Consider the following 26,346-nt stretch of genomic DNA (forward strand, 5'->3'; position numbering starts at 1 on the left):
CTCGTCTTCGCTTCAAGATCCTTTCTTGTACGCGTGTCCTCGTCCCGCCATTTCAGGGCCGTCCCGTCCGGTCGGCGCGATCTCGCTGCCCGCTCCGGCCTGTGCCGCGCCCGCCGGGCGTAGATCGGTGCCCGGGGCCGGCCCGGCCCGCCTTGACTGTCGCCGGTCACGGCCGGGGCGGCTCCCGCGCTCGGCGGACCGGGTCACGCTGGGCGGTCGGTCGCCGGCCAGGCACCCGATTGCCCACTCCCGGCCGTAACGCCGGTCACCCGGGGCGGATGGTCGCGGTGTCGCTCACCAAGCACCCGGGTTGCCCGCTCCCGGCCGTTGCGCCGGGCACGGCAGTCGTCACCCGCGGTCCCGCCAGGCCCGGCGGCCGCACACGGCCACCCTCCCAACCGGGGGCGGGTGCACACGGTCGGGCTGCCGAAGACGCGGTGGCCGCACACGCAAGTCGCCACGTGCGCGGCCACCACCGCCGTAGCCCAGGTATGCGACCACGACATCGCTAGTGTGTGCGCCCACCCCGCTTATCGCTGTGACGGCCGACAGGAGGCAACCCGGGTGCCTGGCGACCACCACCGCGACCACCCGCCCGGCGTGACCGAAAGGTGAGCCGCGAGCGGCGGCAATCGAGGAAGCCGCGGGTCCGCCCGGCCTGCCCGGCCACCGATCTGAGCCCGGCGGGCGCGGCACAGGCCGGAGCGGGCAGCAAGATCGCGCCGACCGGACGGAACGGCCCTGATGAGGCGGGGCGAGGACACGCGTACCGGAAAAGAGACGGAAGGGAGACGCGGACCTCGGCCCCGGAAGTCGCGCGGCCGTACGAGATCAGGGTTGTCCGGTGAGGAATCGCCGGGCGTTCGTGGTGAACAGAGCAGGCGGGAAGACGGCCTGGTCGAGGGGTTGCGCGTAGGGGCGGTCGGAGCCGTGCACGATGGCGCCCTCCCCGACCACCCGGCTCAGGGCCGTGATCGCGTCGGCCTGGTAGGAGGACGTCTCGTAGAAGACGAACGGATCGACGGCGAAGGCGCCGCCGCGGGCGGTGAGACGTTCGTGGTGCAGCGGGGCGAGCCCGGCCAGCGCGACGAACCCGATCCGCAGGCTGGGATGACGCTCCCGGCCGGCGAGATGCCAGGCCATCCAGGACCGGTGCATCTGGGCGACGTAGGGCACCAGGGCCGGCCACCAGCCGGGCATGCCGGACTCGCCGGCGGGCGCCGGACCGGGGTGGACGAGAAGCGGCTTTCCGGCCCGTTCCAGCTCGGTGAGCAGCGGCGACACGTGTGCGATGGCGGCCGGGCCGCCCAGCGCGGTGGCCGGCAGTTGCAGCCCGGCGACACGGTCCACCCGCAGCAGACGGGCCAGCGCGGACGGGTCGGGCTCGGTGACCGCGGCGGCGGCCCACACGTGGAACGGATCGGGCAGTTCGAGGGCGCTCTCGTGCCAGACGTCGATCAGGTCGTGGCCGGGGCCGTGTTCGATGCCGAGCGGGCTGGACAGTGAGACCAGGACCCGGCCGGTACCCTCGGCGATCTCCCGGGCCCGGCGCAGGCCGACGTCGTGGGCGGCCGGATCGACCTCGTACGGATCCTCGCCCGCCAGGTACAGCGTCCACTCGCGCAGGTAGGGGAAGGTGTCGCGCCGGCGCAGCGCGTCGATGAACGCCGGGGGCCACAGGTGCTGGTGGCAGTCGCTCCGCATCACCGGCTCCACCCTATTGATCGCGGGACGGTTTTTGTCGGAGGGTGCCGCTAGGTTCTCCGGCATGGTGAGTTTCGGGCAGTTGGAGCGGTTGATCCGGGCCGGTGAGTTCGACCAGGTCGCGACCGCTCTTCTGAGTGTCGACGAGCCGGCCCGGCGGGCTCTGGCCGCCCCGGTCAAGGGCATCGAGCTGCACTGGGTGGAGGAGGCCGGCACCCCCTGGAAGCAGCGGATCGCCTGGCGGGCCGCGCGGCAGGCGGCGTTGCGGATCGCCGGCGCCGGCTGCCTGCCCCGGGCCGCCGACATCGTGTCGTTCCTGCGGTCCGGCCGGTTCGATGCGGCGCCCTCCCCGGCCGCGCTCGACGCGCTGGTGCGGGTGCTGCGCGCGCCCGGCCGCCCGTCGGTGGCCGCGATCGCCCAGGCGCTGGCCGACAAGCTGCGCACGCCCCAGGCCGACCTCCAGTGGGGCATGATCAGCCGGCTGCTCGCCGAGGCCGAGCTGTCCCCACCGGGCACCGAGGCGGTGGTCCGCGGCTGGATGGGCCAGGTCGGCGCCGAGCGTTACCGCAAGGATCTGGCCGGCCTGCTGCGCGCCGACCCGCACACCACCGAGATGCTCCCGCACATCTTCGGCATCGCCCGGCTCGGCCAGGAGATGGACGAGGAGTGGACGAAGGCGCTGGCCCGGCTCGCCGCCGACGGCGTCATCGACCGGCAGTCCTTGCTGGACGGTTGCGTCCAGCGGCTGGTCGCCGGTGACCGGCCGGGCGCGATCCGCCGGGTGGTGGTGCTGCACCGGCTGCTCGACCCGACCGCCGAAGAGTTCGCGGCCCGCCGGGCGGAGTGCCTGGCCATGCTGGCCGGCCCGGAGTCCACGGTGGCCGACCTGGCGCTGCAGGGCCTGCGCCGGGCCGACGACGCCGGGCTCGTCGAGATCGACACGGTGGCCGAGGCGGCGTTCACGGTCCTGCTGCGCAAGGAGAAGAAGCTGGTCCGCGCCCAGCTCGACTGGCTCGGCGCGGCGCTGGCCCGCAAGGCCGATCCGCTGCTGTTCGAGGCGCTGCTCACCGGGCTCGGCAACCCGGCCGTCGACCTGGCCGAGCAGGTGCTGCGGGCGGCCGCCACGCACCTGCCGGTCTTCGGGGCCGCCGGGCGTGAGTCGCTGGCCGCCGCGGTCGCCGTTTTCCAGGGCGACCTGCGCCGTCAGGCCGAGGAGCTGCTCGGCGCCGGCGGCCCGGCCGATCCCGCTCCGGTCGCGCTGCCACCGGTGGCCGCGGCCGCGCCGGTGCCGCCACCGATCCGGTCCGTTCCGGAGCTGGCCGCCGAGGTGCGTCACCTGCTGCGCGAGGTGGCGCCGGACCCGGTCCGGGTGGAGCTGGTCCTGGACGCTCTCGTGCGGTTCACGGTGAGCGACCGCCCGACCCTCGCCGGCGCGCTGGCGCCGCTGGTGCCGAACTCCGGCAGCCCGCTGCTCAACCTGTTGCGGGCCGTCGTCACCGGCCAGTGGTTCACATGGAGCCCGTCGAGGGAGATGAAGCGGGCCCCGGCGCCGATGTGGATGCTGTTCGAGCGGCTGATCGAGCTGACCCGGCAGGTGTGCGCCGGCAGCCCACCGCCCGCGCTGCTCGCGACCCCGGCCACGGTGGACGGCCACGTCGACCCGGCCCGGGTGGTGCGGCTGCTCGGGGAGGGCTGGGAGCCGGGGGCGTGGGACCTGTCCCAGGCGCTGCTGCGGTTGCCGCGCGAGATCGGCCCGGAGGTGCGTGCGGCGGCCGACCGGCTCACCTCGGACGCCGGGCGCGCCCTCGCCGGGTTCCTGGCCGGTGGTGGGCTGCCCGACCCGCAGGTGGTCACGGTCGCCGTCGGCACGCTGAGCTGCCCGCACATCGACGGCCACTACTGCGAGTGTTCCCGCCGGCCGGCCCGGCGGACCGTGGCGTTCCCGCCGATCGAGCACACGCTGACCGTCCCGGCGGGTCTGCTCGGCCAGCCACGCAAGGAGGCGGCGGCCCGGGCGTACACCTACAACGGCGGCTATTCGCTGGACCCGTGGCCGCTCGTCTTCCCGAGTCACCGGGAGCTGGCCGCGGCCCATGTGCAGCCACGGATCATCGAGTCGGCCGAGAGCCGGGGCGCCTTCGGCCACGTCGGCATCCTGCCCGCCCTGGCGGCCTGCGACGGGCCGTTCGGGCCGGCCATGGCGCTCTGCCTGGCGTACGGTCTGACCGCCGCCCGCCCCGAGAGCCGGGTGTCCGCCGTGGACGCGTTCCTCGACCTGGCCGCCCGGGGCGTCCTCGACGGGACGCTGGTCGGGCGGGAGCTGGCCGCCCTGCACCGGGCCGAGCTCATCGTCCTGAAGCGGGTCGCCGACGGTCTCGCCGAGGCCGCTCGGGCCGGTGCGGCGCCCGGCGCCTGGGCCGCCCTCCGCGAGCTGGTGCCGGCCGTGCTCGCCGCGGACACGCCCGGGGCGGGCGCCCCCGATCTGCTGCTGACGGCCGAGTCCGTCGCGGCGGCCGTCCACGCGGGCGGCGAGATCCCCGAGGTGACGGCGGTGGCCGCACGCGGCGGCCGGACCCGGCTCGTCACCGAGGCGACCCGGCTCGCGCGGACGCTCGCCTCCGCCCCCAAAACTGTCGTACCCGAGATCTAAGGTTCCCGCATGCCTCAGGACATCACCCCCACCGACCGCCTCACCTGGGAGGCTCTCGACACGCTGGCGAGGCGGGCGGATCACGTGACGATCACCCGCCGAGTCATCGCGCTGAGCGAGCCGGAGCGGTCCGCGTTCGCCGCCGAGCTCGAGGCGGGCATCAGGAAGACCCGCGGCGAGGCTTGGTGGGGGCAGCAGGGCAGCGATCCGGCCGCCGGTTACGCGCTGGCCGTAATCGGCAGCATGCCGTCCGCCGCGCGGGCCGCCACCCTGCTCGCCCGGCGCGACATGCGCGACGGCTGGGGCCGCATCCCGGCCGACAAGTTCCGGAGCATCGTGGAGGCCCGCGACATCCCGTGGCTGGCCGACCTCGGGGTGCGGCTCGCCGAGAAGCTGCCGGCCAAGGAGGTCTGGACCCGGGACTGGGAGTTCGTCTCCCCGATGCTCGCCGCGACGCCGGAGCTGGCCCCGCGCACCGAGGGGTTCGTCCGCGGCTGGCTCGACCACGTGCACCAGAGCACCGGCCGGCTACGGGGGCTGGCCGACGCGTTCCGCGACAGCCCGTTCCTCGACCACCTGCTGCCCGCCGTGTTCGAGATCGACGGCCTCGGCAGCGCGCTGACCGGCGGCCACTGGGACGACGGGCAGTGGAGCACCACGCCGCGCTTCTCCGTCGCGCTCGCCATGCTGGTGGCCGACGGGCGCCTGGACCGTGCGACCGTCCTCGCCGCCACCGTCGACCGCCTGGTCCGCGGCGACCGCCCGGCCCTGCTGCGGCCGTTCGCGATGCTGCACGACGCTCTCGCGCCGACCGTCGACGAGCAGGCCGGGTTCACCCACGACTACGCCCGGCTGCTGGCCGGGGCGCCGTCCGCGATCGCCGGGCTCGCCCAGCGGGCGCTGCGCGCGGTCGACGACGCCGGCCGCCTGGAGCTGGAAACCCTGATCGAGGCGAGCGCCGCGACCCTGCTCCGGGGCGAGAAAGGCCTGGTCAAGACGCAGCTCTCCTGGCTGGAGGCGGTGTCCCGCCGCTCCCCCGAGCGGGCCGGTGAGCTGATGGAGACGGTCGCCGTGGCGTTCGGGCATCCCACGCTCGACGTGCAGGAGCGGGCGCTCAACCTCATCGCCCGTCAGGTGGCCCGGCTCGACGCCGGCGCCGTTGCCCGGCTCGCCGACGCCGCCGGCGCCCTCGGCGGCGACCTGCCGGCGCGGGCCGCCGGGCTGTTCGGGGTGGCCGCTCCGGAGACCGCCGGGCCCGGCGTCGCGGAGCTCGCCCCGCCCGCGCCGGCCGCCGCGATGCCGCCGCCCATCGCGAGCGGCGCCGAGCTGGCCACCGAGATCGTCGCCCTGCTGCACGAGGGCGGCGCCGTCGCGTGGGAGCGGGTGCTGGCCGCGCTGGTGGCGCTGCCCGCGGCCGGGGTGCCGGTCGCGGAGTCCCTGCTGCCCCTCCTCGACCGGCACCACTACGAGCTGACCGACCACGGCTGGCACGGCGAGCTGCTGCGCAACGCCCTCCTCGGCGACGTGATGCGGGTGATCCTCGGCCGGGACAGGAGCTCCGCGTCGTCGGACAACGTGCGCAACGCCTGGGTGTTCGGTTCCGGCCCCCGGCAGTCGCTGCGGGGCGGGCCCGCCAGCGTCCTCGAGCTGCGCATCCGTGAGCTGGCCGAGCGGGTGTCCGCCGAGCCGGCCGCGGAGCTGATGGCCACGCCCACCCGGGTGACCGGGGTCCTCGACGCGGCGGTTCTGCTGGAGCGGCTGGTCCGGGCGGAGGCGGCCGGGTGGGAGCCGTGGCCGCTCGACTTCGAGCAGGCGCTGCTGCGGGTGCCGCGGGAGGTCGACCCAGAGGTGGCGGCCGCGGCCACGGGGCTGACGTCGGCGGCGGGCCGCCGGTTCGCGGTCTGGCTCAAGGAGGGTGGGCTGCCCGATCCGGTCAGCACCCGGTGGCCGCAGACCGGTAAGGACGGGCGGTATGCGTACGGCGGGACACCCCCGCTCAAGCGGCGGGTGGTCGCCCAGCTCGACGAGTCGCGGCCGGTCGAGCACCTGCTGGGCGGCCTGCTCGTCAACCTGACCCGCAGCAACGTGCCGTCGTACTATCCCTGGGACTTCTCGGCGCCCATCGACATCACCGCGGCGGTGCTGCCGCAGCACCGGGAGGTGGTCGCCGCCTGGGTGCTGCCGGTGATCGCGGCGCACGCCGACATGGACGGCAAGGGTGACGGGCCGATGCTGCCGGCGCTGGCCGAGTGCTCCGGGCCGGTGGGGCCGGCCCTGACGCTGGCCCTGGCGTATGGTCTGGGCGCCCGCCACGAGCCGGACCGGCTCGCCGCCGTCGATGCGTTCCTGATCCTGGCGGCCGGTGGCGAGCCGATCGGAGCCGGGGTCGGCGCCGAACTCGCGGACCTGTGCGCCGACGGCATGGTGAAATTGACCCGGGTGGTCGCGGCCCTGACCGACGTCCATCGCGGCGGCGGGTCCCGCGCCCTGTGGGAGCTGCTGACCGCGGCCCTGCCGGGGCTGCTGCCGGCCGGGCCGCGCGGCCTGCCGGACCTGCTGGAGCTGGCCACGCAGGTCGCGGGCGAGGTGGGCGCCCACGACGACATCCCGGGGCTGGCCGAGGTGGCGGGCCGGGCGGGCGGGAGCCGGCTGCTCAAGGAGGCGCGCCGGTTGCGCACGGTCCTGACGGGCTGACGCATGTTACCGGGTTCATGGGTGCCGGACGGGCCGATTCTCATCGGCTCATCCGGGGCGGATGACGCGCCGGGGCCGCGATCGCGACAGGCTGCCGATTACACCATGCGAGGCCGGCATCCGGGAGACGTCACCATGAGCAAGAAGGAAAAGAAGAACAAACATCACCCCAAGGAGACGGGCCAGGCCGCTCCGGTGGAACGGATGAAGCGGGTCGAGTACGAGCGGGAGATGCGGCGGTTGCACGGTGAGCTGGTCGCCATGCAGGAGTGGGTGAAGGCGTCCGGCACCAAGATCTGTGTGGTGTTCGAGGGCCGGGACACGGCCGGCAAGGGCGGCACCATCAAGCGCATCACCGAGCGGGTCAGCCCGCGGGTGTTCCGGGTGGTCGCCCTGCCCACTCCCACCGAGCGGGAGAAGAGCCAGATGTACGCGCAACGCTACATCGCCCGGCTCCCGGCCGGCGGCGAGGTCGTGATCTTCGACCGGTCGTGGTACAACCGGGCCGGCGTCGAGCGGGTGATGGGCTTCTGCACGCCGGAGGAGTCCGAGCGGTTCCTGGAGATCGTGCCGACCTGGGAGAAGGCCATGGTCGACTCCGGGATCCTGCTGCTCAAGTACTGGTTGGAGGTCAGCCCGGACGAGCAGACCCGCCGGCTGGAGAGCCGCATCCACGATCCGCGGAAGATCTGGAAGCTGTCCGACATGGATTTGAAGTCGTACAGCCGCTGGAACGAGTACTCGCGGGCCCGTGACGCGATGCTGGCCGCCACCGACACCTCCTGGGCGCCCTGGTTCATCGCGTACACCGACGACAAGAAGCGGGCCCGGCTCAACATCATCACGCATCTGCTGAGCCAGGTGCCGTACGAGCCGCTCAAGCCACGCGACATCAAACTGCCGAAACGGCGGGCCGAGAACGGCTATCTCGCTGCCGACCTGCCGCTGCGTTTCATCCCCACGCCGTTCGGCGACGTGCGCTGACCGGGGTGGGCGGGCTCGTGGGCCCGCCCACCGATCGCTGTCAGCGCGTGAACGCCTGGAACTCGGCGATGCGCACGTTGAGCGCCTGCGGGCTGGCCGTGGCGCAGTCCGTGTTGGCGCGCGGGTCGTTGTCCTGCTCACCGGCGTAGTCCGGGGCGCCGGTGCACTGGTTGGTCACGGCCTCGATGCGCAGGTGCGTGGCCGTGACATCCGGGATGTCGAAGGACCGGACGATCAGCTGCGGCGCCCGGGGTCGCGGCGCCACGGCCGGGAACGCGTCCCGCCGACTGGTGTAGACGGTGGTGAAGTCGGCCGGGGCCGAGCAGGTGACCGTCGCGGACGCGGTGCAGGCGAGCACCCGGAACTGGCGCAGCGCCGACACCCGGGCCTGCGTGCCGGCGTCGACGTCGCCGGTGACGGCCGGGCGCAGCATGGCGCTGACCTGGACCCGCCGGACCTTCTGGGCGTCGCCCGCGAGGTCCACGCTGACCCCCTTGCCGGCCACCGCGCTGCCGAGCGAGGCCCAGTTGGTGGCCTCGTCGTCGTCGAGGAGCCGGGCCAGGTTGACGCCGTCGCCGGTGGCGGTCGCGCCGTTGGCCGCCGAGGCGACGTTGCGCGGCAGCTTCACGGTCAGCCTCTCCTTCTCGCCGGAGCGCAGCGACTCCGGGGAGACGCGGGCGTGGCCGTGGCCGGGCGCCTGCGCGACGAACGCGTAGGTGCCGGGCACCAGGTTCACCGTGTCGGGCAGGGCGGTGGCCGGGTCGGTGTCGGCGACCGCGACGGCCCGGGCCTGGTAGTCACCGACGAACAGCTTGGCGCCGGCGACCGGCTTACCGTGCTCGTCGACCGGCCGGAAGGTGACCGTCGCCTCCTTGGCGTGCGGGGAGGTGAAGCTCGGCTTCGGGTCGACGTCGCCCGCGCCGTTGCTGGCCGCGCCCTCGCCGAGGCCGCGCTTGGCGAACGCGTTCCACAGGATGTCCTGGTTGGCGCCGCCGAAGCGGATCCGGTCGGCGGCGAGCAGCGCGTCCCGGGCGTCGACCTGGCTGTTGGCGCTGTTGGCCATCAGCAGGAACGAGTCGACGACGAGCTGGATCCAGCGCCGGTTGCCCGGGCAGGAGGTGACCGCCTTCTTCCCGTTGGCGCAGGCTTTCTGGAGGGCGGAGCTGCCGTAGCCGTACCGCTTGATGAACGCGGACCGGATGTCGTAGTTGGTGGCGGTCCACACCTCACCGGAGGCGTGCACCTGCAACCCGACGAAGTCGTAGTCGACCGAGCTGTAGTTGAGCCGGTTGGCGCCGCTGCTCATGTTGTAGTTGCGGATGCCGGCGACCGGGTCACCGGTCACGTACTCGCCGACGGTGAAGCCGCGGGCGCCCTTGGGGGCGTAGCCGTGCTCGGCCAGGTACTCCACGGCCAGTTGGTCGGACCAGCTCTCGCTCATGCCCTGCGGGGAGCTGAGACCGGCGTCCGGGCCGGCGATCATGCGGTTGGTGATGGCGTGCGTGTACTCGTGGCCGATGACCGACATGTCGTAGTCGCCGTCGACGCACGGCGAGTAGAAGGAACCGGCGATGGGCTGCCACAGGTACATGTTGGTGATCGGCGCCTCCCCGTCGGGCGGGGTGATCTGGTTGGCGTTGTTGCGGGCCAGGAAGTCCGGCGGGCCGCCACTGATGCCACCGGCCTGCGCGTTGCCCTGCTCGGGGTCGCCGCCGTCGCCCTCCATGTTCCAGGTCTCCTCGGTGAAGCCGAGGTGGTACGACCAGTCGTGCATCCGGTTGTGCTGCACGAACAGGTTGGCGCGGGCCGCGTCGATGTCGTTGCGGGCGGCCGAGTCGAAGACCGTGGGCGCGCACTTGGTGTCGTGCCACTGGTTGGTCCACGGGTACGTGTACTCGCGCGCCGGGCTGGGCGTGGCCAGTTCGGTGCCGACCGTGAACGGGTCGCTGGAGAGCCAGTTGTGCACGGCGAACGAGTTGTTGCCCTTGGTCGTGAAGGTGGGCGTGCCGGTGGCCGGGTCGACGTCCCACGCCTGCGGGGACGCCGGGGTCGCGACGGCCTCGTCACAGCCCCGCTGCGGCGCCCAGCACCAGCGCCGGCGGGTGTCCCGTGAGGAGTAGTCGGTGCGCGGCGAGTTGGGGAAGACCTCCCACTCGGGGTTGTCGGCGTCGTGGTCGACGATGTCCTCGCGGACCAGGATGCCGCCGTCGCGGGCGTCCACCCACGTGGTGTAGGCGACCGGGTCGGCGCTGGACAGCGCCGCTCCGAGGGCGACCTGGTAGGCGGCGCGGGCGCCCCGGTCGGCGGTGGGTACCGCGACGAGCTTGGTGCCCAGCAGGGTGGGAGCGGTGATGCCCGCGTCGGCGGCGGCGACGCGCTCGGCCTCGGCGGCGGTCAGGGTGGCCGGCTGCGGGGCGGCGGCGTCGCGGGCCAGTGAGGAGCTGACGTGCCAGACCTTGCCGTCGCGGAGGCCGATCGAGATCAGGCCGTCGCGGCCGGCGTCGAGGTCGCCGAACCGCTGGCGCAGCAGCACGACGTCGCCCTCGCCGAGCTTGCGGGTGGTGAGCAGTTCGAGGGACTCGGCGGCCGCGGTGGTGATGCCGAGGACGTCGAGGTTGCCGGTCACGTAGGCGCGCGCCGCGGCGACGGGCTCGGCGGGCAGGCCCGCGGCGAGCGGCTCGGCGGTGGTGGCGGTGAGGCTGGCCGGGGTGCCGAAGACGGTCCACCGGGCGGAGGCGTCGGCTTCGGCGGCCAGGGTCCGCTGTTCGGCGCTGGGCGCGACGCGGCCCTTGCGGTTGTCGATGAGCTCGCCGTGATCGTGGTCGGCGTGGATCTCCGGGGTCTCGGCCCGGCTGGGGATGGCGGCGCCCGGTGCAGCGCTTCCGCCGGATCCTGGCGAGAGCACGAGCACCGCGGCGGCCAGGGCTGTGGTGGTGCCCGCCAACGCACGGGATGGTGTGCGCACGGAACCTCCTTTATGGACGGTCGTTACCGGTCACTTCGCATCCGACATCAGATGCGCGGCTTGGCGGCATGGGCCGAACGTCCACAAAATTGAGGTTTCTCAATGGTGAGCTTTGTCGATGAAGCTTGCGGCGTCAAGTTGACATCCGCTGTGCCATCGACGTGGCCGACCTCCCCGCGGACCTGCGTACCGGGGTGCTGGCGACCGGGGCGCCGCCCGACACGGGTGTCGCCGACGTCGACTACGGGCGCGGGCACGGTGTGGTGGACGCCTACGCGGCCCTGACCGCCGACGTGCCGCCGGTGACCGGCAACCCGCTCGGCGATCCGGGGCCACCGGACACCGACCGGCTCCGGTACGGCCTGATCGCCACCGCCCTGCTGCCGGTCGCCGGGGCGGTGCCGGCCGCCGTGATCCTGCTGTGGGTGCGCCGGCGCCGAAAGGTCAGACGATCCGGTAACCCACCCCCGGCGTGGTCGTGATGACCGGCGGGTCACCGAGTTTGCGCCGCAGCCGGCCGACCGTCACGGTGACCGTGTTGGTGAACGGGTCGGCGTGCTCGTCCCACACGCTGTCCAGCAGGGTCTCCGCGCTCAGGAATCCGGGGCTGGCCCGCAGCAGCGCCTCCAGCACGGCGAACTCCTTCACCGACAGCGGCAGTTGCCGGCCGTCGCGGACCACGGTGCGGCGGACCGGATCCAGCTCGATCCCGGCGGCCCGCAGGGTGCGCGGCCGGGCGTCCGGTCGGCGGCGGGCCAGCGCCCGGATCCGCAGGATCAGCTCCGGGAAGTGGAACGGTTTGGCCAGGTAGTCGTCGGCGCCCAGGGTGAGCCCGCTGACCCGGTCGCCGGGCTCGCCCGCCGCGGTGAGCATCAGCACCATCGGCCGGTCGTCCGGGCGGTCGGTGATCATCTGGCACAGGGTGTCGCCGTGCAGGCCGGGCAGATCACGATCAAGAACCACCACATCGTACGAGGTGAGCTCGAGTTTTTCCGCGGCGCTCAGCCCGTCGTGGGCGGCGTCGACCGCCATCCCGGCGTCGGTCAGCCCCTCCACCACCACGTCGGCCAGGGCGTGGTCGTCCTCCACCACCAGGATCCTCACGGCAGCCGCACCGCCACCCGCAGGCCGCCGTCCGGGCGGGCGGTCAGCTCCAGCGTGCCCTGGTGGGCCGCCACGACCGCGGCCACGATGGACAGCCCCAGCCCGGACGAGCCGACCCGCTCCGCGCCGAGCCGCTCGAACGCACCGGTGAGCCGGTCCACCTGATCCTGTGCGAAGACCGGGCCGCCGCTCTCCACGATCAGTTCGGACTCACCGCCGGCGATCCGGACCCACCCGTCGTCCATGTTGTGGGTGACCGCGTTGTCGACGAGGTTCGCCACGAGCCGGGCCAGCAGCGCCGGGTTGCCGCGCATCACGCTCCCGGCCGGCAGCTCGACGGTCACCGCGAGCCGCCGGGCGGACACCTCGGCGGCCCGGTCCCGCAGTGCCTCGGCGGTCAGCTCACTCAGGTCGTTGGGCACCGCCTCGCCGGTGCCGCCGTGCTGGGCGCGGGCCAGCGTCAGGAACCCGTCGAGCAGGTGGTCGACCCGGTCGAGCTGGGTGCGCAGCTTCCCGGCGAGCACGAGCGTCGCGGCGGCCGGATCGGGTTTGGCGACCGCCACGTCCAGGGTGGCGCGCATCGTGGCGAGCGGGGTGCGCAGCTCGTGCGAGGCGTTGGCGACGAACCGGCGCTGCGCCGTGAACGACGCCTCCAGGCGTTCCAGCAGCCCGTCGATGGTGTCGGCGAGCTGCTTCACCTCGTCGTCGGGGCCGTGCACGGCGAGCCGCTCGTGCAGGTTGTCGGCGGAGATGCGCCGGGTGACCGCGGTGATCGACCGCACCGGCGACAACACGGTGCCGGCCATCAGCCGCCCCAGCAGCAGCGAGAGGACGGCCATCACGAACAGCGCCACGGCGAACCCGAACACCAGCCGCCGGGCCTGCTCGCTCTGGACGGCGCCGAGCTGGTCCTCCAGGGCCGTGATCCGCTGTTGGGCCGCGGCCGGGCCGCTCTGCTGCTGGACGGGCGCCACCGTGGTGCTGCTGCCGCCGGAGAACGCCAGGGCGACCGCCAGCAGCAGCACCCCGGACCCGAGGAAGACAGCCGCGTAGAGGACCGTGAACCGGGTCCCCACCGTGGCCAGACGCAAGCGGAACATCGTCACAGCATGCCGGGCCGGACCTAACAGCGGCGTGACAGCCCGCGTTCGGGCCGTGTTACCGGCCGGCGCCTAGAAATCCGGGCATGTTCAGCGCAGACTTCCTCCGCCCGGGCCGGATCGTGGCCCTCGCGGCCGCGGCCGTGTCCGTCGTGGCGCTCGGCGTCCTGTCCACCTCCGCCATCGACACCTCCTGCGATCCCGGCCCGTGCCCGCCGGTCCCGGTGACCGGCGACGGCGACGTGGTCAGCGACCGGTTCTGGTTCCTGCACCGCGATCTCGGGCCGCAGGGCAGCATCACGGTTCGGCTGACGTCGATGACCGGCACCATCACCTATCCCCCGCCGGACCATGACGAGATCGTCCCCGGCCTGGTCCCGTGGGCGAAGACCGGGATCATCGTCAAGGACGGGCTCCGGCCGGGCTCCCGGTACGCGGCGCTCATGATGACCGGCGAGCACGGGGTCCGGTTCCAGCACGGCTACCGCCACGACGTGGCCGGGCGGCCCGGCGGCGTGTCCGCCGGGAACCCGCGCTGGCTGCGGCTGACCCGGTCCGGCGACACCGTCACCGGCGCCGAGTCGGCCGACGGGGTGCGGTGGCACGACGTCGGGTCGGCCGAGCTCGACGGGCTGCCGGACACCGTCCAGGTCGGGCTGTTCGCAACCTCCCCGCACGGGCTCACCCTCAAAGAGGTCGCGCTCGGCGGGCGGATCGGGCAGGGCCGCTTCACGCAGGCGGTGGGCGTGTTCGACGGCGTCACCGTGGAGGGCGCCGGCGATGCCTGGACGAGCGAGCCGGTCGGCGAGATGAACGTGACCGACTGGGAGAAGCACCACAACCCGGCCGGGGCCGTGCGGGCGGACGGGGTGGTCACGATCAGCGGCACCGGCGACATCGGGCCGCTCGCCGAGGACCCGGACCCGGGCGCCGGCGCGGCCCTCACCGGGCTGGTCGTCGCCCTGATCATCATCCTGGTGGTGGCCGCCCGCTACGGCCGGGCGGCGCCCTTCGAGCCGCGGCGGGCCGCCACGGTCGGCGCGGCGGCGCTGGTCACCGGACTGCTGTCGGTCGGGACCGTCCTCGCGGTGACCGGTGAGCCGGCTGGTGTCCGGGTGGTCGCCGGGCTCGGCGTGGCCCTCGGCCTGTGCGCGGTGCTCGCCTACGGGCTCGGGTCCCTCCTCCGGTACGGCTGGGCGCTCGCGCTGCTGCTGGTGGTCGTGCCGTACACGGTCACCGCCGTGCCGCTGCTGCCCGATCCGCTCGCGCAATGGCTGCTGCGGGTCACCCCGGCCGCCGGGTTCGCCGTGAAGCAGACCGGGGTGGAGTATCCGCAGGTGCTGGCCCACTACGCGCCGTCGGCCGGGTACTTCCCGCTGCCCTGGTGGGCCGGGCTCGCGGTGCTCGCCGGTTGGGCCGGGCTGATCGCGGTCGCGGCCGGCCGGCGGGCCTGGGCGCACCGGCCGGTGTCGCGGGCGGTCTAGGAGAGCAGCTCGGAGAGGGTGACCGGCTCCAGGCCGCGCCGCCGCAGGCCGGCCAGGACGGCGGGCAGGGCGTCGTCGGTGAAACGGGCGTTCGCCTCGGTGATGTGCATGATGACGATCGATCCCGGCTTCACCTGGGACAGCACGGCGTCGATGACCGGGGCCGCGCCACGGGCGAACGGGTCGCCGCTGACCACGTCACCGTCGACCACGGTCACCCCGAGCGGGGCCAGCGCCCGCAGGGCCGCCCGGTCGTGGCAGAGCCCGGGGAACCGGAAGTAGCGGGTCTGGCGTCCGCCGTACGGATGAAGGGTCGTGAAGGTCTTGTCGACGTCGCCGGTCATCTCGCCGGGGGCGAGTCGCGGCAGGTTGTAGCAGTCGCCGGTGAAGGCCGCGTGTTCGTAGCTGTGGTTGGCGATCTCGAAGCGCGGGTTCCCGGCGATCCGGCGGGTGACGTCGGGGTACTGCTCGGCCCACTGCCCGGTGACGAAGAAGGTGGCCGGGATCCGCCGCGTCTCCAGGAGGGCCAGCAGGCGCAGGTTGGCGTAGGACGAGACGGCGCCGTTGCGCAGCCGGGCCTTCATGGCGTCGGTCATGTCGGCGTCGAAGGTGAGCGCGACCTTCTGCACGTCGCGGGGCCCGTGCCGGACCACCGGCGGCAGTGATCCGGGAGCGTTCGCGCCCGCCGTCGTGGCTTCGACGGCGGGCGCGGCTTCGAGGATCGGCGGAGGGCTACCGGCGGCGGTGACGGCCGGAGCCGGACCCGGTTCCCCGGCGCCGCAGGCCGTCAGCGTCAGGGCCAGGGCGGCGGCGAGGAACCGGCCATGCATCTGCATGCAGGACAGGGTTTCACATGCCTCACAGGGTGAAGGTGGCCACCAGTTCCTGGAGCTCGTTGCTGGTGCGCTCCAGGCCCTCGGCGTTCGACCGGGCCCGGTTGGCCACCGTGCTGGTCGAGCCGACCGCGGTCGCCACCCCGGCGATGTTGGTGGCGATGGCCTCGCTGCTGTCGGCCACCTCCGCGACGTTGCGGCCCATCTCGCTGGTGGTGGCGGTCTGCTCCTCCACGGCCGCGGCGATCAGGGTCTGGAAGTCGCAGATCCGGGCCACCACGCCGCCGATCTCGCTGATCGCGCCGACCGCGTTCGACGTGTCCTGCTGGATCGTCTTGACCAGCCGGGCGATGTCCTCGGTGGCCCGGGCGGTCTCCTGGGACAGCTCCTTGACCTCGCCGGCCACCACGGCGAAGCCCTTGCCGAGCTCGCCGGCCCGGGCGGCCTCGATGGTGGCGTTGAGCGCCAGCAGGTTCGTCTGCTCGGCGATCGAGGTGATCATGTTGACCACGTTGCTGATCTCGGCCGAGGAGTCGCCCAGCTTGCCGACCGTCTTGTTGGTCTGCTCGACCACGGTGACCGCCTCACCGGCCACCCGGGCCGCCTCACCGGCGCTGCGCGCGATGTCGTCGATCGCCTGGGCCATCTCCGAGCTTCCGGCCTGGAGGGTGTTCGCGTTGCCGGAGACGCTGCCGGCCGCCGACGCCACCGCGGCCGCCTGCGTGTCCATGTCGGCGCTGGTCTCGGCGATCTGCGCCGACACCGCGGACAGCTCGTGGGACGCCGACGAGACGGTTCCGGCGTGCCCGGCGATCGCCGACACCGTTTCGCGCAGCGCGTCGGCGGTCTGGTCCAGGGCCTCGCCGAGTCGGCCGAGTTCGTCCCGGCGGTTCAGGTCCACACGTACCGTGAGGTCCCGGCCGGCGAGGCGCCTCAGCCCCGCGACCACGACGTTGAGCGGGCCGACCACCGAGCGGGTGACCAGGAAGCCCATCATCACCGCGAGGACCACGGCGATGGCGAGCGCGCCGCCCAGCACCGTCGTCGCGGTCTTCCGGATCTGCTCGACATCGGCGCGCACCTCCTCGGCGCGGGCGTTGACCGACTCGTCCAGCTCCGCGGTGATGTCCAGCACCTTGCCGTACGCCTCCGACGCCGCACCGCCGTTGACGCTGTCCATCACCTTGGCACGGGAGGCCTTGGTGTCCTCGGACAGCCACTTCATGATGGTCTCGTCCCAGACGAAGAAGTCGTCCCAGGCCGGCTTGAGCTGGTCGAACTGAGCCCGTTCGGCCTCGGTCATGCCGGCCGTGTTCGTGGCGGCGAGACCGGCGTAGAGGGCGTCCTTCGACTTCAGCTCGCCCTCCCGGTTGTAGCCGTCGGGGCCCAGGGCGTACTCGGCCCCGTAGGCCCCCGCGTCGGCGATCGCGAGGCCCTGCCATCCGGTGACGTCCGAGGCGGCGTACTTGGCGGCCTGGATGTCGTCGCGCACCTGCTCCAGGACGGCGAGTTCCCCCTCGGCGTCGGCCTGCTGGCGCAGGCCCCACCAGCCGGCGCCCGCCGACGTGACGATCAGCGCGGTGAGCAGCAGGTAGGAGGCGCCCAGACGCTTGCCGACACTGATATCCGCGATACGCATGTGCACACTCCCCCGCCCGGCGCCGGCACCCCCGGCTGTGCCCTTCTCATCGGGCGCGCCGGGGCAGGGATTGAGGGGAACTAGCTGAGCGTCTGCTTAATACCGACCCGGCCCTCGTCCATGCGCAGCAGCAGCAGTCGCGGGTTCACCTCCTCGAGCCACTCGTCGACGGCCCGTTTCGCGCCGTCCCACCAGCCGTAGTCGTCGAGCAGCAGGACGCCGCCGGGCACCAGCCGCGGCCAGAGGTGTTCGAGTTCGTGGCGGGTCGACTCGTACCAGTCGGTGTCGAGGCGCAGGATGCTGATCCGCTCGGGGGCGTCGCCGGGGATGGTGTCCTCGACCTTGCCCTTGTAGTAGTGGATCCGGTCGGCCGGGTAGCCCGACTCGCGCATCGTGGCCCGCACGTCCTCGAGGGAGGCGTAGGCCCACACGCCGGAGCTCTTGTCGCTGGTCTCCAGCATCTCGGCGGCACTGCGGCCGTCGTGCCGCTTGTCGTGCTCGCCTGGCTCGCTCATGCCCTCGAACGTGTCGTAGAGGTGCAGGTGGCGGTCGGTGTCACCGGCCTCGGCGAGGGTCTTGGCGATGGCCAGCATGCTGCCGCCACGCCAGACGCCGCACTCGACGACGTCGCCGGGGATCTGATGCCGGGCCACGTACCGCACCGACGAGATCAGCGCGTGCAGTTTCCCCGGCGAGGTCATGGTCCACGGCTTGACCGTGCGGATGGTGGCCCGGGCGGCCTCGTCGTAGTCGACCGGGAACTTGATCTCGGGAGGCGCCGCGGGCTTGGCGGCGGCGGGCTCGGGGGCGGGTTTGGGCTTCGGGGCGGCCTTCTTCACCGGCGGCTTCGGCTTGCGCAGCTCGTATCCGGTGAGATTCCGCAGCACTCGATTGACGCCCTTACGCATCGTCACAGACGGTACCGTAACGAAGATCACAGGATTGGAACAGTCCGACACGGTCGTGGATCGTCCGAACCCGACGGTGACGCGGCGGCCGGGTGGCCGCCGCGTCCCGATCCTGGGATCAGCTCGTGGTACAGGTGACGGTGGGCCAGGTCCAGTTGCCGTTGGCCATGATGGTCACGCCGAAGTTGTTGCCGCTGCCGTTCGGGCGGGCCGTGACGGTGCTGCCGCTGCTGCTGACCGCGGCGTTCCAGCTGTTCTGCAGGCTCTGGCCGCCGTTGAGGTTGAGCGTGACGGTCCAGTTACTGGCGTTGCTCACCGCGACGTTGAGGTTGAACCGGTCACCGTACTGCTGGCCGGCCGACAGCGTGGCGGTGCAGTTGCCGCCGCCGCCCGGCGGCGGCGTGGTCGGGTTGGTCGGGTTCGTGCCGCCACCTTCACGGACCGTGATGTCCGAGCTGCCCTGGCTCTGGTAACCCTCGGTCGCCATGATCTGGTAGCTGTGGTTGGTGCCGAGGTTCAGGCCGGCCCGGGCCCACGCGTCGAAGTGGTTGGCGATCGTGATGGTGCCGGAGCTGCGCTTCGACTGCCGGACGCTCCAGAACTGGTAGAACGTCTGGGTGCCGTCGATCGACGGGGCGTTGACCCGCTGGCTGCGCAGGATGTCGTAGGTGCCGCCGTCGGTGGTGACGGTGCCCATCCGGGTGGCGCCGCTGCTCGGGTTGTAGCTGCCGAAGTTCTCGACGATGTAGTACTCGATGAGCGGGCTGCGCGTCCATCCGTACAGGGCCAGGTAGGTGTTGTTGTTACCCGGGTTGTAGGTGCCCGAGTAGGTGATCGTCCGGCGGGTGCCGGTGGCCCAGCCCTTGCCGCCGACCCAGTTGTTGGTGCTGCGGTCCCAGCTGCTGGAGTACCGACCGTCGGCGCGCAGCGTCATGCTCGCGTTGCCGCTGTCCTTCCAGAACGAGAAGTAGTAGCCGTTGTGGGTTCCGGTGGTGTTCGAGCTGACCGTCCGGTCGGCCTCGGCGTGCGCGGCGCCGGCCACGGAGACCCCGGCGATCGCCATCGCGGCGGTGCAGAGAGCGGCGGTGAGCAGGCGGACGCGCCCGCGCCGACGGGGAGTTTCTACGGACATGTGGGCCTTTCCTCCTCTTGAGGGGCTGTCGGGGAAGCAGCCCCACGGGGACGGGAATGTTACGAAATCGAGCTTCGTCATTACCTCTTATCGTGTCAACAACTTTCGGAGAACTTTCGGAAATACCGAGATCGACCCCAACAGGCATTCACGAGCATCCAGCGCTGGTGACCGAGTGCACGCACGGCGCATGTCACCGAAACTTTCGGAGCCCGGCTATGCAAATCCTTTGAACTATGGTTAGCCTTCCCTAACCAATGATCCGAGCATGAATGGACGGCCCCCCGATGCACACCTGGCGTTCGATCCTGGCCGTCGCGACAGTCGGCGTGCTGCTCGCCGGTTGCGGCGGCGGCACCGATGAGCCCGAGACCCCCGCGGCGGCCGGACCCTGGTCCTTCAAGAGCGGCAACGGCGAGACCGTGACGGCCGAGAAGACCCCCACCCGGATCATCGCGCACGCCGGTGAGGCGGCCGCCCTGATGTCGTTCGGGATCAAACCGGTCGGCATCTACGCCGACGAGCCGGTCAAGACCGACGCGAACCTCAAGAACCTCGACCTGACCGGGATCACCGTCCTCGGCGAGGAGTGGGGCAAGATCGACGTGGAGAAGGCGGCCTCGCTCGCCCCGGATCTGATCGTCGGCGACTGGTGGCCGGTCGAGAAGGCGTACTCCGGCCTGGAGGAGGGCGTCGACGAGAAGAGCAAGAAGCTCACCGAGCTCGCGCCGATCGTGGGTGTCACCCAGGGTGAGTCGATCGCCGACCTCGCCGAGGGCTACGAGGCGCTGGCGAAGAGCCTCGGCGCCAAGGTCGACGACCCGAAGATCGCCGAGAACAAGCAGCGGTACGAGAAGGCCGTCACCGCGTTCAAGGCGGCCACCGCCGCGAAGCCGAACCTGACCGCGGCCGGGATGTCGCCGACCGACGAGAAGGTGTACGTCGCCAACCCGAAGTACGCCCCCGAGCTGCTCGACTTCCAGCGCTGGGGCCTCATGGTGATGAACCCCGCGACACCGGACGCGGACTTCCCCTACTGGGAGACGCTGAGCTGGGAGAACGCCGACAAGTACCAGCCCGACCTGATCCTCTGGGACGGGCGCGCCTACAAGGACACGCTGAACGCCGAGTTCGGTAAGAAGCAGCCGACCTGGTTCGAGGTGAAGGCGGCCAAGGCCGGTGCGGTCGTCTCCTGGCCGGCGTACTGGCTGCACACCTACGGCGACTTCGCGACCGAGCTGGAGAAGCTGACCACCGCGATCAACGGCGCTGATGAGAACATCGGCTCCTAGGCGCGCCCTCGGGCTCGTCGCGCTCTGCGCCATCCTGGCCGTCGTCGCGTTCCTCAGCGTCACCCAGGGCTCCCGGTCGATCGACCTGCCGGAGGTCCTGCGGGCGCTGGGGAACCTCGGCGGCGACCAGACGATCGACAGCACCGTCACGATCGAACTGCGGGTGCCTCGTACGCTGCTCGGGATCCTCGCCGGGGCCGCGCTCGGCGTAGCCGGCGCCATCCTCCAGGGAGTGACCCGCAACCCGCTCGCCGACGCCGGGATCATGGGCATCAACGCGGGCGCGGCCGCGAGCGTCGTCTTCGCCGTCACGGTGCTCGGCATCCGCGGGATCGGCGTCTCCGTGTGGTTCGCGTTCGCCGGGGCGGCGGCCGCCACCGTGCTGGTCTACTCGATCGCGTCGATGGGCCGCGAGGGCGCCACCCCGGTCAAGCTGGCGCTGTCCGGCGCGGCCGTCACCGCCGGGCTGATCTCGGTCACCTCGGCCATCGTGATGACCGACATCGACGCGCTCAACGAGCTGCGGTTCTGGCAGGTCGGATCGCTGGCCGGCCGGTACGCGCCGGTCCTCACCGGTGTCGCCCCGTTCCTGCTGACCGGACTGGTGCTGTCGCTGGGATGCGGGCGCGCGCTCAACGGGCTGGCGCTCGGCGAGGACGTGGCCCGCGGCCTGGGCCAGCGGGTCCGGCTCACCCGGGCCGCCGCGTTCGCCCTGGTGGCGCTGCTGGCCGGCGCGGCCACCGCGGCATGCGGGCCGATCGTCTTCATCGGCCTGGTGGTGCCGCACCTGGCCCGGTTCCTGTGCGGACCGGACTACCGGTGGATCCTGCCCTACTCGATGCTGCTCGCCCCGGTCGTCCTGCTGCTCGCCGACGTGATCGGCCGGGTGGCCGGCGCGCCCGGCGAGCTCCAGGTCGGGGTGGTCCTCGCGGTGCTGTGCGCGCCGGTCTTCGTGGGCATCGTCCGCTACGCCCGGCTCACGGAGGCCTGACCATGTCCGTCGCCACACTCGACACGCTGCGGGTGACCCGCCGCCGGCGATCCGTCCGGTCGATCACCGTCACCACGGTCCTGGCCCTGCTGGTGGCCGCCCTGTTCGTCCTGACCATGATGGTCGGCAGCTTCCGGCTCACCGCCGGGCAGGTGATCGTCTCGGTCCTGCATCTGGAGCCGAATCCCGGCATCGACTTCGTGGTCCGCGGCCTGCGGCTGCCGACCGCCGGCGCCGGGCTCGCCGTCGGGCTCGCCCTCGGCGCCTCCGGCACCGTCTTCCAGCAGCTGCTGCGCAACCCGCTGGCCTCCCCCGACTTCGTCGGCGTCACCTCCGGCGCGAGCCTCGCGGCGGTCGGCGGCATCGTCTTCCTCCAGGCCGCGGGGCTGGCCGTGTGCGCGTACGCCCTCGGCGGCGCCCTGCTCGCGGCCCTGCTCATGTACGTGCTCGCCTGGCGGGACGGGGTCAGCGGCTACCGCTTCATCCTGATCGGCATCGGGGTCGCCGCGTTCTTCGACGGCCTGATCGGGTACGTGCTGAGCCGCGCGAGACTGACCGAGGCGCGGCAGGCCATGCACTGGCTCACCGGCTCGGTCGGTCAGGCCAGTGAGAGCGAACTGCGGATCCTTCTGTACGCCCTGCCGGTCCTGCTGCCGGTCGCGGTGCTGTTGCAGCGGCACCTCAGGGCGCTCGAACTCGGCGACGACACGGCCCGGGCGCTCGGTACGCGTACCGAGCTGAGCCGTGCCGCCCTGCTCGGCACCGCCGTCCTGCTGGTCGCGCTCGCCGTCGCGGTGGCCGGCCCGATCGTCTTCGTGGCGCTGGTCGCCGGCCCGGTCGCGAACCGGCTGCTCGGCCCGGCCACCGGCGGCATCGCGGCGGCCGCCCTGACCGGCGCGGCGCTGCTGCTCACCGCCGACCTGGTCGCCGTGCACCTGATGCCGTCGCCGCTGCCGACCGGCGTGGTCACCGGCGCGGTCGGCGCACCCTACCTGCTGTGGCTGCTCGCCACGACGAACCGGAGAGGAGCCGGCGGATGACACGGCTGCGCGCACAGGGCCTCACCCTCGGCTACGACGACCGGGCCGTGGTGAGCGGCCTCGACGTCGACATCCTGGACGGCAGGGTGACCGCCATCGTCGGCGCCAACGCCTGCGGCAAGTCCACCCTGCTGCGCGGCCTGGCCCGGCTGCTCAAACCCCGGGCCGGCGCGGTCCACCTGGACGGCACGCCGATGTCCGGGATGAGCACGGTCGAGGTCGCCAAGGTGCTCGGGCTGCTGCCGCAGTCGCCGGTCGCGCCGGACGGCGTCACCGTCGCCGACCTGGTGTCCCGCGGCCGCTACCCGCATCAGGGCTGGTTCCGCCGGTGGACCGGCGACGACCACGACGCGGTGGCCCGCGCCCTCGACGCGACCGGCACGGCCGACCTGGCGAACCGGCCCCTGCACCAGCTCTCCGGCGGGCAGCGGCAGCGGGTCTGGGTGGCGATGGCGCTCGCCCAGGACACCGATCTGCTGCTGCTCGACGAGCCGACCACGTTCCTGGACATCAACCATCAGGTCGAGCTGCTGCGCCTGCTGGGCACCCTGAACCGGGAGTCCGGGAAGACGATCGTCGCGGTCCTGCACGACCTCAACCTGGCCAGCCGCTTCTGCGACCACATCATCGCGATGGCCGACGGCCGGATCGTCGCCGAGGGCACCCCGGCCGAGGTGATCACCGCCGAGCTGGTCGCGAAGGTGTTCGGCCTGGCCTGCGTCATCGTCACCGACCCGGTCGCCGGAACCCCGATCGTGGTGCCCGCCTGAGCTACCGGACCTGGTCGAGCCGCTCGGTGAGGAACGCCCGCTCCACCTCGTTCGCGGTCAGCAGCAGCGCCTCCCGGTACGCGGCGGCCGCTTCCGGGAGGCGCCCCAGCCGGCGCAGGAGGTCGGCCCGCGCCGCGCTGAGGTAGCCGTAGCCGGCCAGCGCGGGCTCGCCGAGCAACGGTTCCAGAGCGTCCAGCCCGGCCTGCGGGCCGTCCCGCATGCCGACGGCCACGGCCCGGTTGAGTGCCACGACCGGCGAACCGGGCCATATCCGCGACAGCACGCCGTACAGCTGGACGATCTCGGTCCAGTCGGTGTCCGCCCAGGTCGGCGCCTCGGCGTGGACGGCCGCGATGGCCGCCTCCACGGCGTACCGGGTCGGCGGGCCGCCGCGCAGCGCCCCGGTGAGCAGCGCGGCCCCCTCGGCGATCAGCGCGGCGTCCCAGAGCGAGCGGTCCTGGTCCGCCAGCAGCCGCATCCGGCCGTCCGGGCCGACCCGGCTCGCCGCCCGGGCGTCGTTCAGCAACAGCAGCGCCAGCAGGGCGGTGACCTCGGCGTCGTTCGGCATCAGCAGGTGCAGCATCCGGGCCAGGTCGACGGCGCACCGGGTCAGGTCGCAGCGGATCAGATCGGGCCCGTCCGGCGCGGTGTGCCCGGTCGTGAAGATCAGGTGCACCACCTGGAGGACCGCGCCGACCCGTTCGCCGAGCTGGTCGGGACCGGGCACCCGGTACGGGATCCGGGCCGTCGCGATCTTCTTCTTGGCACGCGTGATCCGGGCCGCCACGGTGGCCTCCCGCACCACGAACGCGCGCGCCACGTCGGCCGTCGACAGGCCGCAGACCAGGCGCAACGTCAGTGCGACCTGGGCCTCACGCCCGAGCGCCGGATGGCAGCAGGTGAAGATCAGCCGCAGCCGGCCGTCGGCGGCCAGCCCGTCCTCCGGGCCCGGCAGCGTCTCGTCGGCGACCAGCAGCGGCATCGCCCGGCGGAAGCGGCTCTCCCGGCGCAGCACGTCCCGGGCCCGGTTGCGGGCGACCTGGGTCAGCCACGCGCCCGGCCGGTCCGGCACCCCGGAGTGCGCCCAGACCCGCAACGCCTGGGCGTACGCGTCCTGGGTGCACTCCTCGGCGAGATCCAGGTCCCGGGTGAGCTGTGCGGTCGCGGCCAGGACCCGGGCCCAGTCGCGGCGGTGCGCCGAAGCGACCGCCGCGACGACCTCGTCACTCACCCGTGGAACACCATGGGCCGGACCTCGACGGCGCTGTGCGCGGCCGCGACCTCGGGCAGCAGGGCGGTCAGCGCGAGCACCTCGTCCAGGTCGCCGGCCTCGATGAGGTAGAAGCCACCGACCGCCTCCTTGGTGTCCAGGAACGGACCGTCGGTGGTGATCAGGTCACCGTCCGCGCCGCCGCGGACGGTGGTGGCGCTCGGCGCGGTCTCCAGTTCCCCGCCGCCGACGATGCGCGACCCGGCGGCCTCGGCGAACGCCCGGTGGGCCGCGTCGTGTGCCGCGCGCTCCCCGGGAGTCATCGCCTCCCACTGCGCCGCGTCGCCGTAGATCAGAAGCATGTACTTCGCCACGATGGTCGTCTCCTCCTCGGTACGCGACCCGGAGTGGGTCGCCTACCTTACGACGAACCGCGACCACCGCACATCGACAGCGAGGCTCAGGGAAGCATGACCCATTCCACGGTGACGGTCGCGGCCACCTGCTGCCGGCCCGGCTCGATCGGCATCGCGGTGTCCTTGAAGGCCGCCCGGTCCGGCACGCCGGGTCCCCCGTCGGCGGGGATCGCGTCGGTCACCCGGATGACCCGCCCCAGCTTCCGGCCGGCCGCTCCGGCGTACAGCTCGGCCTTGCCCTTGGCGTCGGCGAACGCCTTCCGGCGCGCCTCGGCGAGCAGCGCCGCGTCGTCGTCGATCGCGAACGACACGGCGTTGAGCCGTGCCGCGTCCCCGCCCGCCGTGACCGTCTCGGTCAGCACCGTCCCGGCTTTCGGCAGGTCCCGGATCTTCGCGGTGAGCCCCTGGGTCACCGTGTAGCCGGTGATCTTCCCCTTGTCGTCACGCTGCGCGCTGATGTCGGCGTGGGAGGTCTGCAGGTCGGCCGCGACGACGCCGGCGCTCACCAGCTTGTCCCGCATCCGGGTGGCCGCCGCGGAGGCGCGCTCCATCGCCTCGGCGACGGTGGCCGCGCCGGCCTCGGCGGCGAAGTCGGCGACGAGGACGTCGGGCTCGCCGAAGACTTCGCCGGTCCCGGTGACCGTGACACTGTCCAGGGCCGGTGCGGCGGCGGCCGGCCCGGCGGTGAGCGCGACGAGGGTGGTTAGTGCGGCTACCGAGGCCGCGAAACGAGATAACACCATTTATTCATTAAAACCATTTTTGGTACGAAGTGAGCGCTCATCGCTACGGTGAGCAAATGACGGCGAGGCGCTCGATCCTGGTCGCGGCCCTGCTCAACGCTCCCGGCGTGGTGGCGCTGTGGGGCGGTCGGACGCTGGAGCTGACGCCGGTGGCGGTCGGCGGCGTGGCGGTCGGCGGTTCGGCCCGGGCCGCGGAGCGGGTGCTGCGCCGGGCCCTGAGCGCGCCGGACCGGATCGTGCAGGGCGGCGGTTGCGAGCTCGATCCCGATGCGGAGCCGCGCCGCCATCTCATCTGGGGAGCGCTCACGGTGACCATGGCGCCGGCCGGCAACCGCCTGGTCGGCTGGACCGTCGGCGCGGGACGGCTGCCGGACGGCGTCCACCTGCCGCACGATGTGACGACCGCGACGACCGTCCGGAAGGCGCTGCGCACCATCCCCGGCGACCACCCGATGGGACGACGTGTTCCAGAAGTACTGGATCACCACGCCGAAGGAACCGCCGATGATGTGGGCCGGCGACCGGAAGGACGGCGGCGGCCGGATCACCTACATCACGAACGCCTTCGAGCCCTGCGAATAGCCGAACGAGCCGCCACCCCTGGTGGGGTGGCGGCTCGGTGTGTGTCCGGTCAGCTCAGCTTGACGTTGAAGATGGGGTTGGCGGCGAGCTTCTTGAAGGCGGCGA

21 protein-coding genes are annotated in these 26,346 nt (G+C 72.8%); 10 read left to right on the forward strand and 11 right to left on the reverse strand.

Features of this window, described 5'->3' with window-relative positions:
* Positions 1-831: 831 nt before the first annotated feature.
* On the reverse strand, positions 832-1,704 hold the full coding sequence (locus IEZ13_RS18120; RefSeq protein WP_183218848.1) for an amidohydrolase family protein: 873 nt from the start codon (positions 1,702-1,704) through the stop codon (positions 832-834).
* A gap of 64 nt (positions 1,705-1,768) precedes the next feature.
* Here IEZ13_RS18120 and IEZ13_RS18125 point away from each other — a divergent pair, with 64 nt between their 5' ends.
* The 3 genes from IEZ13_RS18125 (at position 1,769) to ppk2 (ending at position 8,032) form a co-directional block, all read left to right on the forward strand.
* Positions 1,769-4,354 carry a DUF7825 domain-containing protein gene (locus tag IEZ13_RS18125; RefSeq protein WP_183218849.1) on the forward strand — a complete coding sequence of 862 codons (2,586 nt, stop codon included), beginning with the start codon at positions 1,769-1,771 and terminating at the stop codon, positions 4,352-4,354.
* A 9-nt stretch (positions 4,355-4,363) separates the two neighbouring features.
* Positions 4,364-7,048: a DUF6493 family protein gene (locus IEZ13_RS18130; protein ID WP_183218850.1), complete on the forward strand. Its 2,685-nt coding sequence runs from the start codon at positions 4,364-4,366 to the stop codon at positions 7,046-7,048.
* Positions 7,049-7,183: 135 nt separating this feature from the next.
* Entirely contained in the window at positions 7,184-8,032 is an 849-nt protein-coding gene (gene ppk2, locus IEZ13_RS18135) for a polyphosphate kinase 2 (RefSeq protein ID WP_183218851.1), read from the forward strand.
* A 40-nt stretch (positions 8,033-8,072) separates the two neighbouring features.
* Here the strand turns inward: ppk2 and IEZ13_RS18140 are convergent, their stop codons facing one another.
* Positions 8,073-10,997, reverse strand: coding sequence for a M36 family metallopeptidase (locus tag IEZ13_RS18140; RefSeq protein ID WP_183218852.1), 2,925 nt, complete (start codon positions 10,995-10,997; stop codon positions 8,073-8,075).
* Between the two features lie 125 nt (positions 10,998-11,122).
* Between IEZ13_RS18140 and IEZ13_RS18145 the strand changes: the two genes are divergently transcribed.
* Positions 11,123-11,479 (forward strand): hypothetical protein, encoded by a 357-nt coding sequence (locus tag IEZ13_RS18145; RefSeq protein WP_183218853.1) that lies wholly within the window; start codon positions 11,123-11,125, stop codon positions 11,477-11,479.
* On the opposite strand, the gene IEZ13_RS18150 is transcribed toward IEZ13_RS18145, so the two are convergent.
* Both IEZ13_RS18150 and IEZ13_RS18155 read right to left on the reverse strand, forming a co-directional pair.
* Positions 11,442-12,101 carry a response regulator transcription factor gene (locus tag IEZ13_RS18150; protein ID WP_183218854.1) on the reverse strand — a complete coding sequence of 220 codons (660 nt, stop codon included), beginning with the start codon at positions 12,099-12,101 and terminating at the stop codon, positions 11,442-11,444. The two genes, IEZ13_RS18145 and IEZ13_RS18150, sit on opposite strands and share 38 nt — an antisense overlap.
* Positions 12,098-13,201 (reverse strand): sensor histidine kinase, encoded by a 1,104-nt coding sequence (locus IEZ13_RS18155; protein WP_183218855.1) that lies wholly within the window; start codon positions 13,199-13,201, stop codon positions 12,098-12,100. The genes IEZ13_RS18150 and IEZ13_RS18155 overlap by 4 nt, the downstream gene beginning before the upstream one ends.
* 86 nt (positions 13,202-13,287) lie before the next feature.
* Here IEZ13_RS18155 and IEZ13_RS18160 point away from each other — a divergent pair, with 86 nt between their 5' ends.
* The gene (locus IEZ13_RS18160) at positions 13,288-14,685 is read left to right on the forward strand and encodes a hypothetical protein (RefSeq protein WP_183218856.1); all 1,398 of its coding nucleotides are present in this window, start codon (positions 13,288-13,290) and stop codon (positions 14,683-14,685) included.
* On the opposite strand, the gene IEZ13_RS18165 is transcribed toward IEZ13_RS18160, so the two are convergent.
* The 4 genes from IEZ13_RS18165 to IEZ13_RS18180 form a co-directional block, all read right to left on the reverse strand.
* On the reverse strand, positions 14,682-15,521 hold the full coding sequence (locus tag IEZ13_RS18165; protein ID WP_229794770.1) for a polysaccharide deacetylase family protein: 840 nt from the start codon (positions 15,519-15,521) through the stop codon (positions 14,682-14,684). The genes IEZ13_RS18160 and IEZ13_RS18165 overlap by 4 nt on opposite strands.
* 22 nt (positions 15,522-15,543) lie before the next feature.
* Complete coding sequence (locus IEZ13_RS18170) at positions 15,544-17,157, reverse strand: methyl-accepting chemotaxis protein (RefSeq protein WP_183218857.1); 1,614 nt, start codon at positions 17,155-17,157, stop codon at positions 15,544-15,546.
* Between the two features lie 80 nt (positions 17,158-17,237).
* Complete coding sequence (locus IEZ13_RS18175; protein ID WP_183218907.1) at positions 17,238-18,065, reverse strand: TylF/MycF/NovP-related O-methyltransferase; 828 nt, start codon at positions 18,063-18,065, stop codon at positions 17,238-17,240.
* 118 nt (positions 18,066-18,183) lie between these two features.
* Positions 18,184-19,197, reverse strand: a complete 1,014-nt coding sequence (locus IEZ13_RS18180) for a glycoside hydrolase family 11 protein (RefSeq protein ID WP_229794771.1) — start codon at positions 19,195-19,197, stop codon at positions 18,184-18,186.
* 287 nt (positions 19,198-19,484) lie between these two features.
* Between IEZ13_RS18180 and IEZ13_RS18185 the strand changes: the two genes are divergently transcribed.
* From IEZ13_RS18185 to IEZ13_RS18200, 4 genes are read left to right on the forward strand one after another with little or no spacing between them, the layout of a single operon-like run.
* Positions 19,485-20,489 (forward strand): ABC transporter substrate-binding protein, encoded by a 1,005-nt coding sequence (locus IEZ13_RS18185; RefSeq protein WP_183218858.1) that lies wholly within the window; start codon positions 19,485-19,487, stop codon positions 20,487-20,489.
* A complete protein-coding gene (locus IEZ13_RS18190) occupies positions 20,470-21,480 on the forward strand; it encodes a FecCD family ABC transporter permease (RefSeq protein ID WP_183218859.1) in 1,011 nt (336 codons plus the stop codon). Before IEZ13_RS18185 ends, IEZ13_RS18190 begins: the two co-directional genes overlap by 20 nt.
* A 2-nt stretch (positions 21,481-21,482) precedes the next feature.
* Positions 21,483-22,520, forward strand: a complete 1,038-nt coding sequence (locus tag IEZ13_RS18195; protein ID WP_183218860.1) for a FecCD family ABC transporter permease — start codon at positions 21,483-21,485, stop codon at positions 22,518-22,520.
* Positions 22,517-23,290: an ABC transporter ATP-binding protein gene (locus IEZ13_RS18200; protein ID WP_183218861.1), complete on the forward strand. Its 774-nt coding sequence runs from the start codon at positions 22,517-22,519 to the stop codon at positions 23,288-23,290. The genes IEZ13_RS18195 and IEZ13_RS18200 overlap by 4 nt, the downstream gene beginning before the upstream one ends.
* A 1-nt stretch (position 23,291) precedes the next feature.
* Here the strand turns inward: IEZ13_RS18200 and IEZ13_RS18205 are convergent, their stop codons facing one another.
* The 3 genes from IEZ13_RS18205 to IEZ13_RS18215 all read right to left on the reverse strand — a co-directional run bounded on the left by IEZ13_RS18205 (position 23,292) and on the right by IEZ13_RS18215 (position 25,659).
* On the reverse strand, positions 23,292-24,521 hold the full coding sequence (locus tag IEZ13_RS18205; RefSeq protein WP_183218862.1) for an RNA polymerase sigma factor: 1,230 nt from the start codon (positions 24,519-24,521) through the stop codon (positions 23,292-23,294).
* A complete protein-coding gene (locus tag IEZ13_RS18210; protein ID WP_183218863.1) occupies positions 24,518-24,874 on the reverse strand; it encodes a YciI family protein in 357 nt (118 codons plus the stop codon). The genes IEZ13_RS18205 and IEZ13_RS18210 overlap by 4 nt, the downstream gene beginning before the upstream one ends.
* Before the next feature lie 86 nt (positions 24,875-24,960).
* The gene (locus IEZ13_RS18215) at positions 24,961-25,659 is read right to left on the reverse strand and encodes an SIMPL domain-containing protein (RefSeq protein ID WP_183218864.1); all 699 of its coding nucleotides are present in this window, start codon (positions 25,657-25,659) and stop codon (positions 24,961-24,963) included.
* 56 nt (positions 25,660-25,715) lie between these two features.
* Here IEZ13_RS18215 and IEZ13_RS18220 point away from each other — a divergent pair.
* A partial coding sequence (locus IEZ13_RS18220) for a hypothetical protein (protein ID WP_189285747.1) occupies positions 25,716-26,346 on the forward strand: 631 nt, incomplete at its 3' end.

This window comes from Actinoplanes campanulatus (assembly GCF_014647795.1).
GTDB lineage: Bacteria > Actinomycetota > Actinomycetes > Mycobacteriales > Micromonosporaceae > Actinoplanes > Actinoplanes campanulatus.

Excerpts from the sequence above, each read along its gene's own strand:
- IEZ13_RS18200 (WP_183218861.1), top strand. The coding sequence starts at position 22,517 with ATGACACGGCTGCGCGCACAGGGCCTCACCCTCGGCTACGACGACCGG.
- ppk2 (WP_183218851.1), top strand. The coding sequence starts at position 7,184 with ATGAGCAAGAAGGAAAAGAAGAACAAACATCACCCCAAGGAGACGGGC.
- IEZ13_RS18125 (WP_183218849.1), top strand. The coding sequence starts at position 1,769 with ATGGTGAGTTTCGGGCAGTTGGAGCGGTTGATCCGGGCCGGTGAGTTC.
- IEZ13_RS18165 (WP_229794770.1), bottom strand. The coding sequence starts at position 15,521 with ATGCAGATGCATGGCCGGTTCCTCGCCGCCGCCCTGGCCCTGACGCTG.
- IEZ13_RS18195 (WP_183218860.1), top strand. The coding sequence starts at position 21,483 with ATGTCCGTCGCCACACTCGACACGCTGCGGGTGACCCGCCGCCGGCGA.
- IEZ13_RS18180 (WP_229794771.1), bottom strand. The coding sequence starts at position 19,197 with ATGTCCGTAGAAACTCCCCGTCGGCGCGGGCGCGTCCGCCTGCTCACC.
- IEZ13_RS18175 (WP_183218907.1), bottom strand. The coding sequence starts at position 18,065 with ATGCGTAAGGGCGTCAATCGAGTGCTGCGGAATCTCACCGGATACGAG.
- IEZ13_RS18120 (WP_183218848.1), bottom strand. The coding sequence starts at position 1,704 with ATGCGGAGCGACTGCCACCAGCACCTGTGGCCCCCGGCGTTCATCGAC.
- IEZ13_RS18215 (WP_183218864.1), bottom strand. The coding sequence starts at position 25,659 with ATGGTGTTATCTCGTTTCGCGGCCTCGGTAGCCGCACTAACCACCCTC.
- IEZ13_RS18130 (WP_183218850.1), top strand. The coding sequence starts at position 4,364 with ATGCCTCAGGACATCACCCCCACCGACCGCCTCACCTGGGAGGCTCTC.
- IEZ13_RS18170 (WP_183218857.1), bottom strand. The coding sequence starts at position 17,157 with ATGCGTATCGCGGATATCAGTGTCGGCAAGCGTCTGGGCGCCTCCTAC.
- IEZ13_RS18160 (WP_183218856.1), top strand. The coding sequence starts at position 13,288 with ATGTTCAGCGCAGACTTCCTCCGCCCGGGCCGGATCGTGGCCCTCGCG.
- IEZ13_RS18190 (WP_183218859.1), top strand. The coding sequence starts at position 20,470 with ATGAGAACATCGGCTCCTAGGCGCGCCCTCGGGCTCGTCGCGCTCTGC.
- IEZ13_RS18155 (WP_183218855.1), bottom strand. The coding sequence starts at position 13,201 with ATGTTCCGCTTGCGTCTGGCCACGGTGGGGACCCGGTTCACGGTCCTC.
- IEZ13_RS18185 (WP_183218858.1), top strand. The coding sequence starts at position 19,485 with ATGCACACCTGGCGTTCGATCCTGGCCGTCGCGACAGTCGGCGTGCTG.